The sequence below is a fragment of the Amycolatopsis sp. NPDC058340 genome (assembly GCF_042723975.1).
Taxonomy (GTDB): Bacteria; Actinomycetota; Actinomycetes; order Mycobacteriales; family Pseudonocardiaceae; genus Amycolatopsis.
Window position 1 is genome coordinate 18,037 of the sequence record NZ_JBHXIB010000044.1, and the last position, 18,430, is coordinate 36,466.

Annotated in this window: 22 protein-coding genes; 10 read left to right on the forward strand and 12 right to left on the reverse strand. The window is 69.6% G+C overall.

Annotated features, from left to right (window positions below; genetic code table 11):
• Positions 1-138: 138 nt before the first annotated feature.
• Positions 139-801 carry a response regulator gene (locus ACFWIW_RS32790; protein ID WP_378372022.1) on the reverse strand — a complete coding sequence of 221 codons (663 nt, stop codon included), beginning with the start codon at positions 799-801 and terminating at the stop codon, positions 139-141.
• The gene (locus ACFWIW_RS32795) at positions 798-1,913 is read right to left on the reverse strand and encodes a sensor histidine kinase (protein WP_378372023.1); all 1,116 of its coding nucleotides are present in this window, start codon (positions 1,911-1,913) and stop codon (positions 798-800) included. The genes ACFWIW_RS32790 and ACFWIW_RS32795 overlap by 4 nt, the downstream gene beginning before the upstream one ends.
• A gap of 73 nt (positions 1,914-1,986) precedes the next feature.
• Between ACFWIW_RS32795 and ACFWIW_RS32800 the strand changes: the two genes are divergently transcribed.
• The 4 genes from ACFWIW_RS32800 (at position 1,987) to ACFWIW_RS32815 (ending at position 6,372) form a co-directional block, all read left to right on the forward strand.
• A complete protein-coding gene (locus ACFWIW_RS32800; protein ID WP_378372024.1) occupies positions 1,987-2,559 on the forward strand; it encodes a Chromate resistance protein ChrB in 573 nt (190 codons plus the stop codon).
• Positions 2,556-2,978, forward strand: a complete 423-nt coding sequence (locus ACFWIW_RS32805) for a YkvA family protein (protein WP_378372025.1) — start codon at positions 2,556-2,558, stop codon at positions 2,976-2,978. The genes ACFWIW_RS32800 and ACFWIW_RS32805 overlap by 4 nt, the downstream gene beginning before the upstream one ends.
• 115 nt (positions 2,979-3,093) lie before the next feature.
• Complete coding sequence (locus tag ACFWIW_RS32810; protein ID WP_378372026.1) at positions 3,094-5,403, forward strand: PQQ-dependent sugar dehydrogenase; 2,310 nt, start codon at positions 3,094-3,096, stop codon at positions 5,401-5,403.
• Positions 5,404-5,793: 390 nt separating this feature from the next.
• A complete protein-coding gene (locus tag ACFWIW_RS32815; protein ID WP_378372027.1) occupies positions 5,794-6,372 on the forward strand; it encodes a hypothetical protein in 579 nt (192 codons plus the stop codon).
• Between the two features lie 2 nt (positions 6,373-6,374).
• Here the strand turns inward: ACFWIW_RS32815 and ACFWIW_RS32820 are convergent, their stop codons facing one another.
• The 3 genes from ACFWIW_RS32820 to ACFWIW_RS32830 form a co-directional block, all read right to left on the reverse strand.
• Positions 6,375-6,809 carry a VOC family protein gene (locus tag ACFWIW_RS32820; RefSeq protein ID WP_378372028.1) on the reverse strand — a complete coding sequence of 145 codons (435 nt, stop codon included), beginning with the start codon at positions 6,807-6,809 and terminating at the stop codon, positions 6,375-6,377.
• Complete coding sequence (locus ACFWIW_RS32825) at positions 6,809-7,795, reverse strand: aldo/keto reductase (protein WP_378372029.1); 987 nt, start codon at positions 7,793-7,795, stop codon at positions 6,809-6,811. Before ACFWIW_RS32825 ends, ACFWIW_RS32820 begins: the two co-directional genes overlap by 1 nt.
• 62 nt (positions 7,796-7,857) lie before the next feature.
• On the reverse strand, positions 7,858-8,406 hold the full coding sequence (locus ACFWIW_RS32830) for a cysteine hydrolase family protein (RefSeq protein WP_378372030.1): 549 nt from the start codon (positions 8,404-8,406) through the stop codon (positions 7,858-7,860).
• 61 nt (positions 8,407-8,467) lie between these two features.
• Here ACFWIW_RS32830 and ACFWIW_RS32835 point away from each other — a divergent pair, with 61 nt between their 5' ends.
• Positions 8,468-10,309, forward strand: a complete 1,842-nt coding sequence (locus tag ACFWIW_RS32835) for a glycoside hydrolase family 5 protein (RefSeq protein WP_378372031.1) — start codon at positions 8,468-8,470, stop codon at positions 10,307-10,309.
• Between the two features lie 6 nt (positions 10,310-10,315).
• Here the strand turns inward: ACFWIW_RS32835 and ACFWIW_RS32840 are convergent, their stop codons facing one another.
• Both ACFWIW_RS32840 and ACFWIW_RS32845 read right to left on the reverse strand, forming a co-directional pair.
• Positions 10,316-10,726, reverse strand: coding sequence for a VOC family protein (locus ACFWIW_RS32840; RefSeq protein ID WP_378372032.1), 411 nt, complete (start codon positions 10,724-10,726; stop codon positions 10,316-10,318).
• A 5-nt stretch (positions 10,727-10,731) separates the two neighbouring features.
• The gene (locus ACFWIW_RS32845) at positions 10,732-11,280 is read right to left on the reverse strand and encodes a PadR family transcriptional regulator (RefSeq protein WP_378372033.1); all 549 of its coding nucleotides are present in this window, start codon (positions 11,278-11,280) and stop codon (positions 10,732-10,734) included.
• A 124-nt stretch (positions 11,281-11,404) separates the two neighbouring features.
• Between ACFWIW_RS32845 and ACFWIW_RS32850 the strand changes: the two genes are divergently transcribed.
• Positions 11,405-11,788 carry a nuclear transport factor 2 family protein gene (locus ACFWIW_RS32850; RefSeq protein ID WP_378372034.1) on the forward strand — a complete coding sequence of 128 codons (384 nt, stop codon included), beginning with the start codon at positions 11,405-11,407 and terminating at the stop codon, positions 11,786-11,788.
• Positions 11,789-11,950: 162 nt separating this feature from the next.
• On the opposite strand, the gene ACFWIW_RS32855 is transcribed toward ACFWIW_RS32850, so the two are convergent.
• Positions 11,951-12,628, reverse strand: a complete 678-nt coding sequence (locus ACFWIW_RS32855) for a DNA alkylation repair protein (RefSeq protein WP_378372035.1) — start codon at positions 12,626-12,628, stop codon at positions 11,951-11,953.
• Positions 12,629-12,869: 241 nt separating this feature from the next.
• On the opposite strand from ACFWIW_RS32855, the gene ACFWIW_RS32860 reads away from it, so the two are divergent.
• Entirely contained in the window at positions 12,870-13,217 is a 348-nt protein-coding gene (locus ACFWIW_RS32860) for an STAS domain-containing protein (RefSeq protein ID WP_378372036.1), read from the forward strand.
• Between the two features lie 22 nt (positions 13,218-13,239).
• Positions 13,240-14,490, forward strand: a complete 1,251-nt coding sequence (locus tag ACFWIW_RS32865; protein WP_378372037.1) for a PucR family transcriptional regulator — start codon at positions 13,240-13,242, stop codon at positions 14,488-14,490.
• 4 nt (positions 14,491-14,494) lie between these two features.
• Here ACFWIW_RS32865 and ACFWIW_RS32870 read toward each other — a convergent pair whose 3' ends face one another.
• The gene (locus tag ACFWIW_RS32870; protein WP_378372038.1) at positions 14,495-14,893 is read right to left on the reverse strand and encodes an STAS domain-containing protein; all 399 of its coding nucleotides are present in this window, start codon (positions 14,891-14,893) and stop codon (positions 14,495-14,497) included.
• 96 nt (positions 14,894-14,989) lie between these two features.
• On the opposite strand from ACFWIW_RS32870, the gene ACFWIW_RS32875 reads away from it, so the two are divergent.
• Entirely contained in the window at positions 14,990-15,928 is a 939-nt protein-coding gene (locus tag ACFWIW_RS32875) for a universal stress protein (RefSeq protein WP_378372039.1), read from the forward strand.
• 3 nt (positions 15,929-15,931) lie between these two features.
• Here the strand turns inward: ACFWIW_RS32875 and ACFWIW_RS32880 are convergent, their stop codons facing one another.
• Positions 15,932-16,291, reverse strand: a complete 360-nt coding sequence (locus tag ACFWIW_RS32880; RefSeq protein WP_378372040.1) for a hypothetical protein — start codon at positions 16,289-16,291, stop codon at positions 15,932-15,934.
• Between the two features lie 71 nt (positions 16,292-16,362).
• Between ACFWIW_RS32880 and ACFWIW_RS32885 the strand changes: the two genes are divergently transcribed.
• Positions 16,363-17,445 (forward strand): glutamate--cysteine ligase, encoded by a 1,083-nt coding sequence (locus tag ACFWIW_RS32885; RefSeq protein ID WP_378372041.1) that lies wholly within the window; start codon positions 16,363-16,365, stop codon positions 17,443-17,445.
• Positions 17,446-17,451: 6 nt separating this feature from the next.
• On the opposite strand, the gene ACFWIW_RS32890 is transcribed toward ACFWIW_RS32885, so the two are convergent.
• A complete protein-coding gene (locus ACFWIW_RS32890; RefSeq protein ID WP_378372042.1) occupies positions 17,452-17,823 on the reverse strand; it encodes a hypothetical protein in 372 nt (123 codons plus the stop codon).
• Between the two features lie 146 nt (positions 17,824-17,969).
• Complete coding sequence (locus tag ACFWIW_RS32895) at positions 17,970-18,416, reverse strand: DUF6098 family protein (RefSeq protein WP_378372043.1); 447 nt, start codon at positions 18,414-18,416, stop codon at positions 17,970-17,972.
• Between the last annotated feature and the right edge of the window lie 14 nt (positions 18,417-18,430).

Here is an 18,430-nt window from a genome sequence, read left to right on the forward strand (position 1 = left end):
CCTGGTTCTTTTGTTTATAAGACACCTTTGCCGCCGCTAACCCCCCCGCCGCCGCTAAACCAACTTACACACCCTTCACCGCCGCGAATGTGGCTTTCGCGACCCTGCCACCCTTGGGTCACCGTCCGAATAGGACGGTCAAGTCACGAGACCGTGACGGAAGGCGTAGATGACCGCCTGGACCCGGTCGCGGAGCCCGAGCTTGGCGAGCATACGTGAAACGAACGTCTTGACGGTCTCCTGGCTGATCATGAGTGTCGCGGCGATCTCACTGTTGGACCGGCCGTCCGCGATGAGCCGGAGGACCTCCAGTTCCCTTGGCGTCAGCGGGTTTTCGGCCGGGTCTTCGTCCTCGGCCGGCCGGATCCGGGCGGCGTACCGCCCCACCAGCTGCCTTGTCACCTCGGGATCCAGCAACGCGGCGCCGGCGGCCACGGTGCGGATCCCGTGCAGCAGCCGGTCGGGCGGGCTGTCCTTGAGCAGGAACCCGCTCGCCCCGGCGCGCAGCGCCCGGTAGACGTACTCGTCGAGGTTGAACGTGGTCACCACCAGGACCTTGCCGGGTTCGGGCACGCCTGCTCCCGCCAGCAGGCGGGTGGCTTCGATACCGTCGAGCACCGGCATGCGCACGTCCATCACCACGACATCCGGACGCAGGCGGGCGGCGAGGTCGACCGCCGTCCGCCCGTCGCCGCATTCGCCCGCCACCTCGAGGTCGGGCTGGGCGTCGATGATCGTCACCAGGCCGGTGCGCACCAGCATCTGGTCGTCGCAGACCAGCACCCTGGTCGGCGCGGTCACGACGGGGTCCCCGCGGGGATGCGGGCACGGACGGAGAACCCGCCGTCCCCTCTGCGGCCCGCGCTGAATTCGCCGTCCAGGACGTCGATCCGCTCGCGCAGCCCGGCGAGGCCCCGTCCACCACCACCCGGGGATTCCACAATGGACATGGACTCCTCCGTGTCCACCGCGACGGTGATCTCCCCTTCTCCGTGCCGCACCAGCACCGAGGTGCGGCTGCCGCGCGCGTGTTTCAGCGCGTTGGTCAACGCCTCCTGAACGACGCGGTAAGCGACCGGACCGGCGTCCCCCGCCGTGGGCTCACCCTGCTCGGAGAACTCCACGGGCTGCCCGGCGCGGCGCGTGCGCTCCACGAGTGTCGGGATCGCTTCGGCACCGCGGCCGGGATCGATCACGTCGAGCAGGTGACGGAGATCGGTGATGGCCAGCCGTCCGGTGTCGGCCACCGCGGTCAAACTCTGGTCGAGCCGCGTGTCGGTCAGATACCGGGCGGCTTCGGCCTGCACGACCATCGCCGTGACGTGATGGGTCACGACGTCGTGGAGTTCGGCGGCGATGCGGGCGCGTTCGGCCGCGCGCGTCTCCTCGGCGACCCGGCGGCGGCGTTCCGCTTCCGCGACCCGGTTGGACCGCAACGCCGTCCCGATCCCCCATGCCAGCACCAGCGCGAGATAGAAGGTCACGTAGCCGGTGACGGGCTCCGTCCCGCCGAGCGAAGCGAACGCGATCGCCGACGCGAGGAACACCGCGGTGCACACGATCGCCACCACGCGACGGCGCCGCTCCAGCCGGAGTCCCACGGTCAGCAAGGCGATCGGCAGCGCCGTGCCGGCGAACGAGTGATAGCCCCCGAACTGGTCGACGGCGAACCCGAGCGACACCAGGGCGAAACAGGTGACCGGCCACCGGCTGCACACGATGAGCGGGACGCATTGCAGGGCGATCCCGGCGACGGCCAGTGCGTCGTACGGGCGGTTCGGCAGCCCTCCGAACTGCGTTCCGTGGCTCTGCAACGCCGGGAGCAGCGATCCCACGAAAAGTGTCAAGGCGACCGGGAGGTACCAGACCGGGCCATACCGCCACCGCGTCGAGAACCACCGAAGGTTGACCACGAAGCGGATCTTATTCCGAACGGGTGAATCGCCCGTATACCAGTCATCGATGTTACGAGCGTAACATGGGCTTGTGACCGACGAATCTCGCGAACAGGGCTGGCTGGTGATCAGCGTGTCCACCGCCGGCGCCCCGGACTCGCTGCGGGTGCAGGTCTGGCGCAAGCTCCGCTCCCTCGGCGCGCTCTACCTGCAGCAATCGGTATGCCTGCTGCCCGCGCGGGCCGAGGTGGTGCGGGAGATCCGCCGTCTGCTCGACCGGATCCGCCATCAGGGCGGGACGGCTCGCGCACTGCCGATGGCCTTCACCGACCCGGCCGAGGAGCGCGCGGTGATCGCCGAACTGAACGAGGCCCGCGACGCCGAGTACGCCGAAGTCCTCGATCGGCTGCCCGAGCTTCGGCGGGAGCTCGCGGACGAGCAGGCCCGCGGCAACGCCACCTACGCGGAAGTCGAAGAATCCGAAGCCGACTTGCACCGGTTCCGCAGCTGGCTGGCCAAGATCGCCGCCCGCGACTATTTCGCCGCGCCGCTCGGCCGGGAGGCACGCGACGCCGTCGAGCTGGCCGCGGCCGAACTCGCCGCCTTCGAGGAAGCCGCCCTGCGCGCCGAAGCTCCCGAGATCCGGACGGGGAAGAAACGATGACCGGGTCGTTCTGGTGGGATCTGCTGCTCGGCCTCGCCGGTGCGCTGCTCGTGGCCTGGCTCGCGCTCGTCGTGACACTCGTCCTCGCCCGGCCGCGTGGCGGGCTGCTCCGGGAGGCGCTGCGGCTGCTGCCCGACGTACTGCGGCTCATCCGCCGTCTGGCCGCGGACGAGACGCTGTCCCGCGGCGTCCGGATCAGGCTCGGGCTGCTGCTGGTCTACCTCGCCCTGCCGATCGACCTCGTCCCCGACTTCATCCCCGTTCTGGGTTATGCCGACGACGCCATCATCGTCACCCTCGTCCTGCGTGGCGTCGTCCGCCGCGCCGGGCTCGACGCCGTCCGCGCGCACTGGCCCGGTACCGACGACGGGTTCGGCGCACTCGCCCGCCTGACCGGTTTCCCCGCCGCCACAGCCTGATCCGTTTTAGCGAGTTATACGCATTTCTGTCAGAGGCGTAACAACTTTCGGTCTCCCCACGGCATACCGGAGAGCTGTCCTGTTCCATCCGGTCCCCGCCGCAGGAGGAGTTCACGTGGTGAGTTCCCGACTATTCCCGTTCCCCCGAAGATCGCGACGCGCGCTGGCGGTGGGCGTCGTCGGCCCGCTGGCCGGCGCGCTCGCGGCCGGGCTCGTCACCGCGGCACCCGCCGAAGCCGCCGTGCCCACCGGTTTCACCGACACGGTGGCGATCGGCGGGCTCAGCTCGCCGACCGCCACCGCGTTCGCGCCGGACGGCCGCGTGTTCGTCGCCGAGAAGAGCGGCCTGGTCAAGGTCTTCGACTCGCTCGCCGACCCGACGGCGACGGTGTTCGCCGACCTCCGCACACAGACACAGGACTTCTGGGACCGCGGCCTGCTCGGGCTCGCCGTCGACCCCGCCTTTCCCGCCAGGCCGTACGTCTACGTCTCGTACACCCTCGACGCGGAACCCGGCGGCACCGCGCCGCGCTGGGGCGACACCTGCCCGACCCCGCCGGGCGCCACCGACAAGGGTTGCGTCGTGACCGGACGCGTCTCCCAGCTGACGATGGGCGCGACGGGCACGGCCGTGAGCGAGAAACCGCTGGTCACGGGCTGGTGTCAGCAGTTCCCCAGTCACTCGGTCGGCGCACTGGCCTTCGGTCCGGACGGCGCCCTGTACGCGGGCGGCGGCGACGGCGCCAGCTTCACCTTCGCCGACTACGGCCAGGCCGGGAACCCCTGTGCCGATCCGCCCTCGCCCGCCGGGACGAACCTCACGCCGCCGGCGGCCGAGGGCGGCGCGCTGCGTTCGCAGTCGCCGCGACGCGCCGCCGGGCAACCTGTCCTGCTCAACGGCACGCTGCTGCGCATCGACCCGGACACCGGCGAAGGCGTCCCTGGCAACCCCTTCGCGAACAGCGCCGACGCCAACGCCCGGCGCGTGATCGCCTACGGCGCGCGGAACCAGTTCCGGTTCGGCTTCCGCCCGGGCACCGGCGAACTCTGGGCGGGCGACGTCGGGTGGGACACCTGGGAGGAGATCAACCGCGTCGCCGACGTCGGTGACGGCGTGGCGGAGAACTTCGGCTGGCCCTGTTTCGAAGGCAACGCCAGGCAAGCCGGTTACGACGGCGCGAACCTCGACCGGTGCGAATCCCTGTATTCCTCCGGTGGGCACTCGGCCCCGTACTACGCCTACAACCACCGCGCCAAGGTGGTCGCGAGCGACCCATGCCCCACGGGTGGCTCCTCGATCAGCGGCATCGCGTTCGAATCCGGCAGCAACTACCCCGCCGAGTATTCCGGCGCGCTGTTCTTCGCCGACTCCTCCCGTGGCTGCATCTGGGCCATGCAGACGGTCGACGGCCAGCCGAGCGCGAGCCGTCTCGTGCCCTTCGTGACCGGCGTCAACGTCCCGGTGCAGGTGCTGACCGGACCCGGCGGCGACCTGTTCTACGTCGCGCTCGGCAGCGGCGAACTCCGTCGCGTCAGCCATCCCGGCGGCACCAACCGGCCGCCGACCGCGGTGGCCACGGCGACCCCGTCGAGCGGACCGGCGCCGCTGACGGTGCGATTCGACGGCACCGCGTCCACCGACCCGGACGCCGGGGACACCCTGTCCTACGCCTGGGACCTCGACGCCGACGGCGCGTACGACGACTCGTCGGCCGCCGACCCCACCTGGACCTACACCGCGGCCGCCGCCGTCGACGCCGGGCTGCGAGTGACGGACTCCCACGGCGTGAGCGCGACCACGACGGTGCGCGTGACCGTCGGGAACCCGGAGGGCCTCGACCCGGTGCCGGTGATCGACAGCCCGTCGGGCACGCTGACCTGGTCGGTCGGCCAGACCGTGTCCTTCTCCGGCCGCGCCGTCGACGCCCAGGACGGACAGCTCCCGGCATCGGCGCTGTCGTGGCGGCTCGCGATCCGGCACTGCGCGGCCAACGGCACCTGCCACACGCACAACGTCCAGGACTTCCCCGGCGTCGCGTCCGGCTCGTTCGTCGCGCCGGACCACGACTACCCGTCGTACCTGCAGCTGACCCTCACCGCGACCGACTCCACCGGCCGGACCGGGAGCAAGACCGTCGACCTCCAGCCGAAAACGGTGTCGCTGAACTTCGCCTCCAGCCCCAGCCAGGCGACGCTCACCGTCGGCGGCACGCAGCAACGCACGCCGTTCTCCCGGACGGTGATCGCGGGATCCACCAACTCGATCAGCGCGGACAGCCCGCAGAAGCTGCCCCCGCTCAACCTGAAGTACGCCTTCACCGGCTGGGCGCACGGCGGCGCGCGGACGCAGAACATCGTCGCGCCTGGCACGTCGACGACATACCAGGCGAACTATCGGCTCTGCTGGCTGTTGAACCCCTGCTGACCCGTCGCGAAAGCGGGTCGTGAGCGGCGCCGGTACGAGCTGCGCTCCTGAAGGTAGTGAAGGCCTCCTTCACTACCTTCAGGGTAGGCAAGGAGGCCCTCACGGACCTGACCCGCAACCTGAGGCGCTCTTGGCCCCGGAACACCACTCACGGCCCCTATCCGATCAGGACCGAAGGCTCCTTTCGTCGCATCGGACTCAGTGAAGGGAGCCTTCGGCCCACCACCGGCCCCGCCCGCGATCAGCCCCGGCCGACGCCCCGAAACCGTCCATGATGAAGCTCAGCGGCAAGCTTTTCGTGAAGCCGTAAGACCCCCGAAAGGATCGGAACGCCTACCGGAGAACCCCCGTCGGATCGCGCATTCAGCTCCCGCACGGAAGGTGACTCCGATGACCTACCCAGGCCTGCCCGACCAGCAGAACCCCCGCCCCTCGACCGTCAAACCCGGCGTGGCCGTCGGGATCCTGGTCGCGGTGATCGCACTCGTCGCCTTCTGCGTCACCGGTTTCGCCGCTCCCGGTTTCCTGCTCCGCAAGGGTCCCGGGCTGTCGTTGCCCGTCCCGACCGCCGGCTCGGCGTCGGCCTCCGCGCCCACGAGCACCACCGAAACCCCGAGCAGCACCAGGGTCAGCCGTCCGAGGATCACCGTCACCCGGCGCCCGGCGGCGCCACCGGAGAAGGGCGTTCAGGTGATCGCGGACTTCCTCGCCAAAATCGCCGGGAGCGACAAGCCGGCGGCGATCGCGCTGGCCTGCGAGGCGCAGAAGAGGTTCATGGACGACAAGATCGATTCCCTGCTCCCACTGGGGTCACGTGTTCACGTGACCACGGCCAACGGGACGTCCAGGTTCGTCCTCGCCGACGTCGCCGGAGTCGCGAAAGGACGGTCGGCGAAGGGCATCGTGATCTCGGACCGCATGGCGGACGGCGGCTTCTGCATCACGAACTTCAGCATTCGCACCGCGTGACATCAGTCGAGACAGAACTCGTTGCCCTCGATGTCCTGCATCACGATGCACGACTCGTTCTCCTCGTCGGCGAGCAGGACACGCTGCTGCACCGCCCCGAGCGCGGTCAGGCGGGTGGATTCGGCCTGGAGCGCGGCGAGGCGCTCCTCGCCCACGAGACCGGTGCCCACCCGTACGCAGAGATGCACCCGGTTCTTGACGACCTTGCCTTCGGGAACGCGCTGGAAGTACAGCCGCGGGCCCACCCCGGTGGGGTCACTGCAGGCGAAGCCGGCGTCCCGCTTCTCGGGCGGCAGCGTGCGGTTGTAGTCGTCCCAGGTGTCGAACCCCTCCGGGGGCGAGGGCACGACGTACCCCAGGATCTCGCACCAGAACCGGGCGAGGCGCTCGGGTTTCGCGCAGTCGAACGTGACCTGTACCTGTTTGACCGACACCATCAGACCACCCTAATCGCTGTCGAACGGATCAAACCCGCGGCTCGCAGATCGGTCCAGACCTGCGTGGGAACATCCGCGGCGAAGGATTCCAAGTTGGTTCGCGCCTCTTCGGCGGTCCGCATCCCGACCGCGATGCCGGCGACGGCCGGATGCTGCAACGGGAAAGCCATGGCCGCCTGGGGAAGCGTCACGCCGTGCGCCTCGCACACGTCGGCGATCCGGTTCGCCCGCTCCACGACCTCCGGTGCGGCGGCCTCGTAGTCGAAGTACGCGCCCTCGGCCGGCCGCGGCACGGCGAGCAGCCCGGAGTTGAAGATCGACGCCGCGATCACCGAGACACCGCGTTCCTCACACGCGGGCAGGAAGGTGTCGAGCGCGCTGTGGTCGAGCAGCGTGTGCCGACCGGACTGCATGACCACGTCGACATCGGTCTCCCTGACCAAAGTCGTCAGCATGGCCGTGTCGTACATACCGGCACCGATCGCGCCGACGACCCCTTCCGACCGCAGCTCCGCGAGGGCCGGATAGCCGTCGCGCAGCGCGTCGTCGAAGTACTCCTCGGCGTCGTGCAGATACAGCACGTCTATCCGGTCCAGCCCCATCCGCTCCAGTGAATCCTCGACACTGCGCCGGATCCCGTCACGGGTGTAGTCGCGTACCCGGCGGTGCGCCGCGGGGACGTGGAAACCCGCCGGATCCAGTTTCCCGGCCGGGTCCTGGGGAATCAGCAAGCGGCCGACCTTCGTCGAGAGGACGAAGGAATCACGCGGCCGCGAGCGCAGGAACTCTCCGATGCGGCGCTCGGAATGCCCGATCCCGTAGTGCGGTGACGTGTCGTAGTACCGGATCCCGCCGTCCCAGGCCGCGGTCAGCGCCCCCGCCGCGGTGTCGTCGTCCAGTGGCGCGAACAGGCCACCGAGCGGTCCACCGCCGAAACCCAGCCTCGTCACCTCGACGCCGGTGCGCCCGAGTCGCTTCGTCTCCATCCGCGCCCCCTTGATCAGCTCGCCGATCACCGTGCCACATCCGGGCGCTCAGCTCGCGCGATTTATTCGCCGGGCCAATCCGCACAGGTCACGACCTCGAACCCCCGGCTCGGGAAGACCGCGTCCACGAAGAAGTCGTGCATCGCCTGATCGCCGTCGGCGCAACCGTCGCGCAAGACGGTCACGTGATAGCCGCGGTCCGCCGCGTCGTAGGCCGTCGCGGCCACCATCGCGCTGGTCGCGACCCCGGCGATCGCGACGGTGCCGATTCCCCGGGCACGGAGCACGAGATCGAGATCGGTGCCCGCGAACGCGCTGGCGCGGCGTTTCAGCACGACCACGTCCTCGTCGGCGACCGGCAGATCGATCTCGGTCCCGGCCGCGCCCTCGTGGAAGGTGTCCCCCGCTTCGTGGAACGACTTGAACAGCGCGTTCCCCGGCGGCAGGTCGGCCCCGTTGCCGCGGAGTGCGAAGTGGACGAACACGACGAGCGCGCCGGCCGCCCGCGCACGCGGCAGCAGACTCCTGATCGGCGGCAGAACTGTTCCGGTGAACGGGAAATTGCCCGTGATACCCCGTTGGAGGTCACCGATGATCAACGCGGTGGTCATGCGGGCAAGCTACCCGATCGCCCGTATACAACCGGCCGTGCGAGTGGCTAGCCTCCGGCGGGTGAGGATCAAGAGTGTGCTGCTCGCCGTCCTGGTGACCGCCGGAATCGTGATTCCCCCGCCCGCCGCCGCCTCGGCGGACCCGTCGGGCTGGCTGGCGCCGCTCAGCACGCGCGGCCGCTACATCGTCGACGCGGCGGGCGACCGGTTCAAGCTGAAGGCCGCCAACTGGCACGGCGCGAGCGGTACGTGGACCGGGTCGGGAGACGTGAACGATCCGGCCGCGCATCACGCCGGTGAGATCGCCTACCAGACCCCGCTGGGGCTGGACCGGGCGTCGATCGACACCATCATCGACGGGCTCGCGGAACTGGGCCTGAACAGTGTCCGGCTGCCTTTCTCCAACGCGATGATCCACGACACCAGGCCGGCCCCCGATCTCCCGGCGAACCCGGGACTGCGCGGCCTGAACCCGTTGCAGGTCTACGATCGCGTCGTCGAGCGGCTGACCGCGCGCGGGTTCGCGGTGATCCTCAACAACCACACCACGACGTCCCGCTGGTGCTGTGGTCTCGACGGCAACGAGCGCTGGAACACCGCGCAGACCGAGCAGCGGTGGCAGGACGACTGGCTGTTCATGGTCCGCCGCTACGCCGCGAACAAACGGGTCGTCGGCGCCGATCTGTACAACGAAGTGCGCCGTAACGTCTTCGACGATCCCAACTGGGGCTGGGGAAACGGCACGGACTGGCAACGCGCGAGCCAGCGGGTGGCCGACCGCATCCAGACCGAGGCGAACCCCGACCTGCTGATCATCGTCGAGGGCATCAACTGGACCGGCCTGCCCGTGGACGGCCTTCCCCACGGCAGGCCGACGCTGGAGCCGGCGCGCACGCTCTCGCATACGCTCGTGGACTCCGGAAAGCTGGTCTACGCCGCGCATTTCTACGGGTACACGGGGCCGAATCATTCCGGGGCGACCGGCACCGGCGAGACGCACGACCCGCGCTACCGTGACCTGTCACCCCAGGAACTACGCGATGTCCTCTACCGGCAAGCGTTCTTCGTCTCGGCGGAGACCGGCAAGCATTACACCGCGCCGCTCTGGATCAGCGAGTTCGGCGAAGGCCGTCACACCACCGACGCGGCGAGCCGTGCCTGGTTCGAGAACTTCGTCGGCTATCTCGCCGAGACCGACACGGACTTCGCCTATTGGCCCGCGGTCGGTTTTCACAAGGACGGCACGGGCAACGGATGGTCGTTGCTCTCTTGGGACACCGGCGGCCGGCGCGTCGACGTGCTCGACGGCACGGACTGGCGTGGCCCGGCCTGGCGGCGGCTGGTGGACGCGCCGTCCCGCTCCGGCCGGATCCCCGACGCCGAGCGCTGGTCGATGCTGAACCTCGACCACGCCGATTTCCAGGCCTCGCGCAAGATTCGCGCGATGGCGGACTGGAATCCTGGCGCGCGCAAGGGTGTCTGCCCCGACGGCCAGTGGCTCAGCGGCCTTTCCCATACCGGGAACCGTGGCCTGTGCACCGGCACGCTCGCCGTGCCGGCGGGCTACGCCGTGGTCCGCGACGAGTCCTATGTGGACACTGATTGGGCGTCCGGCTACACCAAGGTGCAATGCCCGCCGGGGCACGCCGCCGTCGGCTACAGCGTCACCGGCGCGGCGTTCTCCGCCCTCCTGTGCGGCCGCTCCCCCATTCAGCTGGGCCGCACCGGCCGGACGGTCTGGTTCGACCGCGGCGACAACCGGCCGTCCGGGAATCCCGGCGGTGACTTCGCGTCGGGCCACTACAAGGGTCAATGCGCTCCGGGCGAGCACGTCGCCGGTGTCGCGTATACCGGCCGTGTCGGCTCGAATCGCACGCCGGACGCGTTGCTCTGCCGTGTCTGAGCGCGTTCAGGCGACGAAGACGCAGAACGGATGCCCGGCAGGATCCGCGTACACGCGCAAGGGTTCTTCCGGGTCTTCGCTGCGGTCGTACCGGAGCCGCCCGCCGAGTTCGAGGACGCGGGCGTGCTGCTCCTCGAGTTCCTCGACCGAATCCACGGTCAGGTCCAGATGCAGTTGCTGGGGCACGGGTTCGGCGTCCGGCCAGCTCGCCTCCGGCAGCCGATCGACCTGCTGGAAGGCGAGTTGCGCCCCGCCGTCCGGATTTCGCAGCACCAGCCAGTCCTTGTCGTCGCCGGCCTCGTCACCGGGGCGGTAGTCCCAGACCAGCAGACGCCGGTAGAACTCCGCCAGCGCGCGGGCGTCGGTGCAATCCAGCACCACCTGACGGAACTTCGGGCCCTTTTCCCGCTCGGCCAAGCCGTTCACCTCCGTTCGAGCACCGCGAGAACCTGCTCGCACCAGCGAATGTTCTCCTGCTCGAAGATGATCCCACGGGCCAGGGTCAGATACGGCCCGACGCGGGGCGCGGTGGCGAGGAACTCCGCCTCGGCGGAGCCGCCGAGCAACCGCTCCCGAAGGCGCTCGAACCGTTTGAGCTTCGTTTCGGCGACGGCCATCCTCTCCGCGACGGCGCGCCGGACCGCCTCGTCGTCGCCCGCCTCGACCGCCTGGACCTGCACCAGCAGCTCGTCGCGGATCGCGGTCGGCTTCGGCGCTCGCGTGGTGAACTCGGCGAGTTCGGCCGCGCCCGCGTCGGTCAGGGAGAAGAGCCGCTTGTTGGGCCGTCGTTCCTGCTCGACCACCCGGGCAGCCACGAGGCCTTGCGATTCCATCTTGTCCAGCTCGCGATAGAGCTGCTGCGGTGTCGCCGTCCAGAAGTTGGCGACCGACGCGTTGAAGCTCTTCGCCAGGTCGTAGCCCGAGGACTCGCCGTCCAGGAGCGTCGCGAGGATCGCGTTCCGCAGCGCCATGGCGCGATGATAGGCACCGCGCGGACTAGTCGCAAAGTTGATTAGGCACTTTGATGGACACCGGCCCGGTGATCACCTACGCTCGGCGACATCTACTCAACAAGTTGACTATGAGGAGATCGCCATGCCCACGTTCCGTGAAGCAGTCGAAGCGAAGGACGCCGCCGCGATCGAGGCGTTGCTCGCCGACGACGTGGTCTTCACCAGCCCGGTGGCGTTCAAGCCCTACCAGGGGAAGGCGATCACGGCGGCGATCCTGCGCGGGGTCATGCGGGTGTTCGAGGATTTCCGCTATGTCCGCGAGATCCACGACGGCGCGCACCACGTGTACGAGTTCGAAGCGACCGTCGACGGGCTCGAAATCAACGGCTGCGACCTCCTGACCTTCGACGCCGACGGCAAGATCACCGACTTCAAGGTGATGGTCCGGCCGTTGCGGGCGGCGGAGGCACTCGCGGCGCGGATGGGTGCCCAGTTCGAGGCCATCAAGGCGGACGCGCTCGGCTGAACGGGCCGGTACGCGTGACTGGCCGGACGACACTCGTGATCAGACGGACGGCGCGTGTGATCAGACGGACGACACGCGTGACTTGAGGGACGACACCCCGGCGGCGGTGTCGCGAAAGCCACTTTCGCAACGTTGAAGGTTGCGAAAGTGGCTTTCGCAACGTCAATGGGGGCCGGGATCCTGCCGTCGCACCATCTCCGCGATCCAGACGGGCGCGAACGGCGACGTGCAGTTCGGCGGGGTCGGATAGTCCTTGAGCACTTCCAGCCGCTCCCCGATACCGATCGCCCGGGAACGGTGCTCCTCGTGCTCGATTCCGATCTGTGCCAGGCAGTGGTTCATCGCCCACTGCAGGCGATCCGGCGCGGTCTTCAGCTCCGCCTCGATGACGTCGAGCAGCCCGGCGAGGTCGAGGCCCTCGGGTTTCTTCGCCACGCGTTCGGTGGTCAGCGCCCAGCCCGCGCTCGCGACCACGGGGTCCGGATCGGCGAACCACGCCAGGCGCAGCTCTTCGGCGTGCGGATTCTTCTTGACCACGTAGTTCACGAGCCAGTCGTGCACCTTCGGGGTGCGGGCCTCGCGCACCATGCGGTCCAGGTCTTCGCGCCCGAACGCCTTCGGTCGGCAGATGAGGAGTGCGAGCAGTTTCGCGGCGGTGTCGTCCGTTTCCCAGAGCTCCAGCGCGAGTTCGTGCTGAGTCTTCAGCCGCTTCGCGAGCGCGCGCAGCTTGCCGAGGTTCACCCCGTGGTCGTCGCCGTGTTTCTCGTTCACCTGGCGGACGCGCGCGTCCTCGAGCTCGGCCAGTTCGGCCAGCACCTCGGCCGTCGTCGTCCCGGTCACCCGTCCAGCCTACGAGGCCCCCGGGGGCGGCGGCGGGCGATGTCCGGGATCGCTCAACCGGCGTAACCGGCCGCAAGGCTGCTACGGTTGGCCTGTCGCGGTTCAGACACCAGCCGCCGGGTCCTCTGTTCCGGGTCCGGCATGTCCACGGACAGCAGCCGGTCCCCCGTACCGGCAAGGAGTCAACTTGACCGACTACCGCGCTCCCGCTTCCGATCCGCCCCGTTCGACACGGAGATTCGTGTCCCCTCTCGACATCTCGATCACGGCTTCCGCCACCGACACGGTGGTCACCGTTTCCGGCGAAATCGATCTCGGCGTCTCCGACGACCTGCGAAGGGCGCTGGACGAGGAGCTTCGGTTCAAGCCGGCGTCGCTGATCGCCGACCTGTCCGCGGTCACTTTCTGTGATTCGTCCGGGTTCACCGTCTTCGTGCAGATCCGCGCGAAGGCCGAAGAAGCCGGCGTTCCGTTCATCCTGGTCACCCAGGAGCGTGCCCTGCTGCGCCCGATGTCGCTGCTCGGCCTCGACGCCGTCTTCACCGTGCACCCCACCCTCGATTCGGCACGGGACGTGCTCACGCGCTGACCAGCTGTCAGGATGGGCGGTTGTGACGGGTGACAAGGATCCTGGCTTCCGTATCGGCGGACGTCCGCTGGCGGAACGGCTGACCGAAGTCCTGCCTTCGCTCGCGAAGACGGTGCTCTCCGAGATCGTCCTCCGGATCCCGGAGTACGGTCTGCTGCCCGCCGAGGAACTCAGCGGCGACATCACGCACGTGATCGAGCAGAACCTGCGTTCCTTCATCGACACTCTGCGCACCGGGGACACGCCTGCCCAGCAGGAGCTCGATTTCCTCCGCGAATCGGCCGCCCGGCGCGCGGAGGAGGGCATCCCGATCGACACCGTGCTCACCGCGTACCACATCGGCATCCAGGTGGTCTGGGCGTCGCTGACGCCGGACGCACGCCCGGAAGAGGTCGCCGACGTCCTGGCCGTCAACGCGCTGACCCTGCGTTATCTGGAGGTGGTCACGCCCGCGGTCGGCGCCGGCTATCTCGACGAACGCCGGACGATGTTCGACGACGAGCGGTCGGCGCGGCACACGGTGCTCTCCGCCCTGCTCGACGGCGAACCCGCGGACGTCGCGGCGGGACAGGCGGGCCTGCGGCTGCCGCCGTGCTACATCGTCCTCGCGGCGTCGGTCGGGGCGCATCCGGACGAGGAGGTCGACGGGGTCGACCCGCTGGTCGCCGGACGCCGGAAACTCCGGCGGCTGCGGGTCGAACTGGAACGCCAGATCCGGGGCACCGTCCTGACCTCGCTCACCCCGGACGGCGGACTCGCCCTGCTGCCGCACGAAACCGCGGCCGACGAACTGTCCACACGGGACTGGGCGCGGCTTGAGCGGATCCTCGCCGACGTCGCCCGCACGGCGGGCGCCGAGGTCATCGCCGGGACCACCGCGGCCGAGCCGTCCGGCGTGCCCGCCGCGGCGCGGCTCGCGCAGGACGTGCTCGCGGTCGCCACCGGATGCGGGCGGCCTCCCGGGCTGTACCGGCTCGACGACGTCTTGCTCGAATATCAGCTTTCGCGCCCGGGCCCGGCACTCGACCGGCTGGCCACCCGGCTGACGCCGCTGGACGGCAACGAGGAACTCCTGCAGACGTTGGCGACCTTCCTCCATCGAGGAGGACGCCGTCAGACCGCCGCGGCCTTGCACGTCCACCCCAACACGGTCGATTACCGGCTGCGCCGGATCGCCGACCTCACCGGGCTGGACCCCACCCGGCTCGAACACATCGCCCTGCTGAACGCGGCTCTTTCGGCTCGCGTCGCCACCCGGCCCAAGGCCTTGTGACGCGTCACAGCACGTGGATGGTTCCGCTCTCGCAAAGGCCGAGCAGGCGGCACGCGGAACGGCACTCACCCGCGAAGACGAACAAATCCGTCCCGGTTTCGTCGGCGAGCAGCTGAGCGCGTTCGAGTGCCCGGATGCCCGTCACCCCGAAGAACTCGAGCTCGGACAGGTTGACGATCAGGGTGGTGCCGCTGCCGTGGAGCCGCTGGTCGAGCATCTCCCAGAGATGAGGCGCGGTCCCGAGGTCGACCTCTCCGTTCATCTTGACGACGGTGGTCCCCCTGGTCGGCCTGCTCACGTGCAGCCGGAGACGTCCGCGTGGCTCTTCGAGCGCCCGCCGTTCGGAGGCCGCTGAGAAGGCGCGCTTCTCGTCAAGCGCGCGGGGCGTCGACAGGGAAGTCATAGGTGAGAGGTACCCAGGCATCCGGTCCGGCGAAACCGGACGTCCGCTTGAAGACCCCGGAAAGCGGGTATCACCAGCGGGTCGGAGGTGATACCCATGTCCGCTGAACAAACCCGGCACGGGCCGGTGGTGACCGGTTTCGACGGATCGCCCGAGGCCAGGCGCGCCGTCCGCTGGGCGGTCGCCGAGGCGAAGACCCGTGGCCTCGGCCTGGTCCTCGCGTACTGCACCCGCGACCGGCTGCCCCCGCCGGGGTCGGACCCGGTCGCGACACCGCTGAACGAAGCGGTCCCTCAGGCCGCCGACGAAGCAGCGGAAGTGGAACCGGCCCAGCGACAGCTCGCCTCGATGGCCGAAGCGCTGAAACGCTCCGAACCGGGCCTCGACGTCCGCACGGTCGTCCGCGGAGGTACCCCGGAGCAGGTCCTGACCTCGGTCGCCGACGAGGCGGACGCGGCGATGATCGTGCTGGGCGAATCCCATACGGGGTTGTTCACCAGGGCGGTCCTCGGCTCGACGGAATCCGGCGTGACCAAGACCGCCGGACGCCCCGTCGTGGTCGTGCGCGGGGACGAGCCGTCTCCGGGCGGGCCGGTGATCCTCGGTACCGACGGCTCGGAGCAGAGCGCGCAAGCGGCCGGGTTCGCGTTCGACTTCGCCGCCCGGCACGGGCTCACCGTGCACGCGGTCCACGTCGCGCGGATCCCGCTCTGGGGTCCCGCGAGCGAGCCGCTGCTCGGCGGGCCCGTGCTGGATCCGGCGCCCGGCATTCCCCAGGAGGTCGCCGACGAACTCGTCGCCCGGCAGCTCGAGCCGTGGCGGGAGCGCTACCCGGACGTCGCCGTGGAGATGGTGCACGGCGTGGGGCCGGCCGCGCAGGCGCTCACCGTGCAATCCAGCGAGGCCGCGCTGCTGGTGCTGGGCCGGAGCGATCACGGCGATCTCCGGCGGCTGCTGCTGGGCTCGGTCAGCGACGACGCGCTGCACCACGCGCATTGCCCGGTCGCGGTGGTCCGTGCTCAGCCGGTCGGCTGAGGGTCACGAAGAAGCGAGCTCTCCGAGCGTACGCCGCGACACCCGCAGTTCCGCGGCCAGCAGGAGACCGCCCGTGCGGGCCTGGGCGAGGGCGTAACCGACTGCGGCGACCTTGTCCCACGCCTCGCCCGCCGTGTCGCCCGCGCCGACCCGGCCCGCCAGCAGGCTGTCCTCGAGCTGCGCCTGCAAGCCGGGCAGGACCTCGGTGAGGTCGTCGGCGAGCTGCTGCAACGCCCCGATGGTCCGGCACAGGTCGGCGGGCGAGGCCGGGTCACCGGCCCGCAACCTGCTGTACAGGTGACGCACGACCGATCCGGCCTGTGCGGCCAGCAGATACGGTGGCTCCTCCGACTTCGGACTCATTGCCCTGAAATACCCCGTCCACGACCTGCGAAAACAAGTTTGTGCCGAGATGGCCGGGGGTATCACCGGTTGTGAACAACGACGTGCTCACTTTCGGGGTCGAGGAAGAGTTCTTCGTGGTGGACCGGGAAGGTCACCTTTCCCCGGCGGGCGACGCCGTCGTCGACGCCGCGGACGAGGAACAAGGCGAGCTGCAGCAGGAGCTCACCCGCTCCCAGGCCGAATCGGCCACCGGTATCTGCACGACACGCGACGACGCCGAGCGACAGCTGACGACGATGCGGACGGAGCTGGCCGAAGGCGCCGCGAGGCGTGGCTGCCGCCTGCTGCCCAGCGGCAGCGCACCGCTCGCGGAAACGGTGCTGCCCGCCATCACCCCGAATCCGCGCTACGAGCGGATGTCCGAACATTTCGGGGCGACCGCGCGGACGTCGCACACCTGCGGCTGCCACGTCCACATCGCCGTCCCCGACCGGGAAACCGGGATCCGGGTGATCGACCACGTGCGGCCCTTCCTGCCCGCGTTGCTGACCGTGACCGCCAATTCCGCGATCTGCGACGGATACGACACCGGGTACGCCAGCTGGCGCTACCAGCAGTGGAACCGCTGGCCCTCGGCGGGTTCGCCGCCGCTGTTCGGCTCGCTGGACCACTACGAAAGCATCGTCGACGGCTGGCTCCGGGCGGGCGCCATCCTCGATCGCGCGATGATCTATTGGGACGTGAGGCTTTCCGAGAAACAGCCGACGGTGGAGTTCCGGCTCGGCGACGTCGCGGCCACCGTCGGCGAGGCGGTCCTCTACGGAGTGCTGATCCGCGGCCTGGTCGGCACGATCCTGGCCTCGGAGGACCGCCCCTCGAAGCTGTCCAACGAGGTCCTGCGCGCACAGATCTGGCGCGCGTCGCGGGAAGGACTTTCCGGCCGCTGCCCGCATTTCCGGACCGGCGATCTCGCGCCGGCGCGTGACGTGCTCGACGACGTCGTCACCTTCGCGGCCGGTGCCCTGGCCGAGACCGGAGACCTCGACTTCGTCCGCGACGGCTGTGCCCGGCTCGCCGCCGAGGGCGGCGGGGCCGACCGGCAACGGGCGCGATTCGAGAAGCGACGTGCCGCTGAAGACGTGGTGGACCTGCTGGCGGTCCGGCCAGGCTGACGGCGCTCAGTGTTCCCGATGTCGCCGTGTCAGGCAGGTGAGCGCTTTCGTAGCGAGCCGCCGAACCTCGCTCCAGCCACTGTCACCGAACCAGGCCGCATCCGGGCTCGTCGGACCTTGGCGGTCCGACACGGCGACGACCGCGGCCACGACCTCCCGAATCGCATCGGCTTCATGGCTGTCACGGAGGATCGTCCCGATTGCCCCGACCGGATCCACCAAGTCCCACGGGGTGTCGTCCACCAACCAGTGGACGGCATTGGTGAGGTCCGGCCACCGGGTGTCCCGGCCCCTGCCGTCCAGTACAGGAGGCTCTGCTGCGAGCACTCTGAGTGCGGAGAGCACATCCTCACGCCGTTCGGGCCAGGCGACATCCATGAGCCCATGGTGTCAGGTCCCGCCCCGCCCGTGCTTGAAGCCGTAACTCGCGTGCTGGAAAGCGGAACTCGCGTGATTGGAGCCGTATGACGTGAGTTCCGGCTTCAATCACGCGAGTTCCGGTTCCGATCACGTGACTTACGGCTTCAGGTCCGGCCGAGCTCGGGCGGACGGCGCAACGGGCCCCAGTCCGCGTGGTGCCGCGCCCGGTCCCGCAACAGATCCCGGGCCTCGCCGAGGACCGCGGTGGAGATCCTGCCGACGGGTTCGGGATCGGTCAGCAGTGGCTCGTTGTCCGGCCCCGACCCCACGATCCGGCCCGCCAGCACCCACGGCTTGGTCTCACGGCGACGTTCGTGGCTGAGGTGGCAGTAGTCGTAGAGCCGCCTCGCCAGCCAGAGTTCGAGCGGCTGATCCCGCCACCACGGTTCGGGATCGAGGGGGTTCACCGAGAGCCCCGGTAGTTCCGCCCCGGTCAGTTCGTCCCGGCTCGTGCCGGGGCGATGCTCGGGAGTCGGCGCCCAGCGCACGTACAGACCTTCCCGCCGCCGGACCAGCGCGGCGAGTTCTCCCAGTGACTCCAACCGTTCCATCGAGCTCTCCTGGC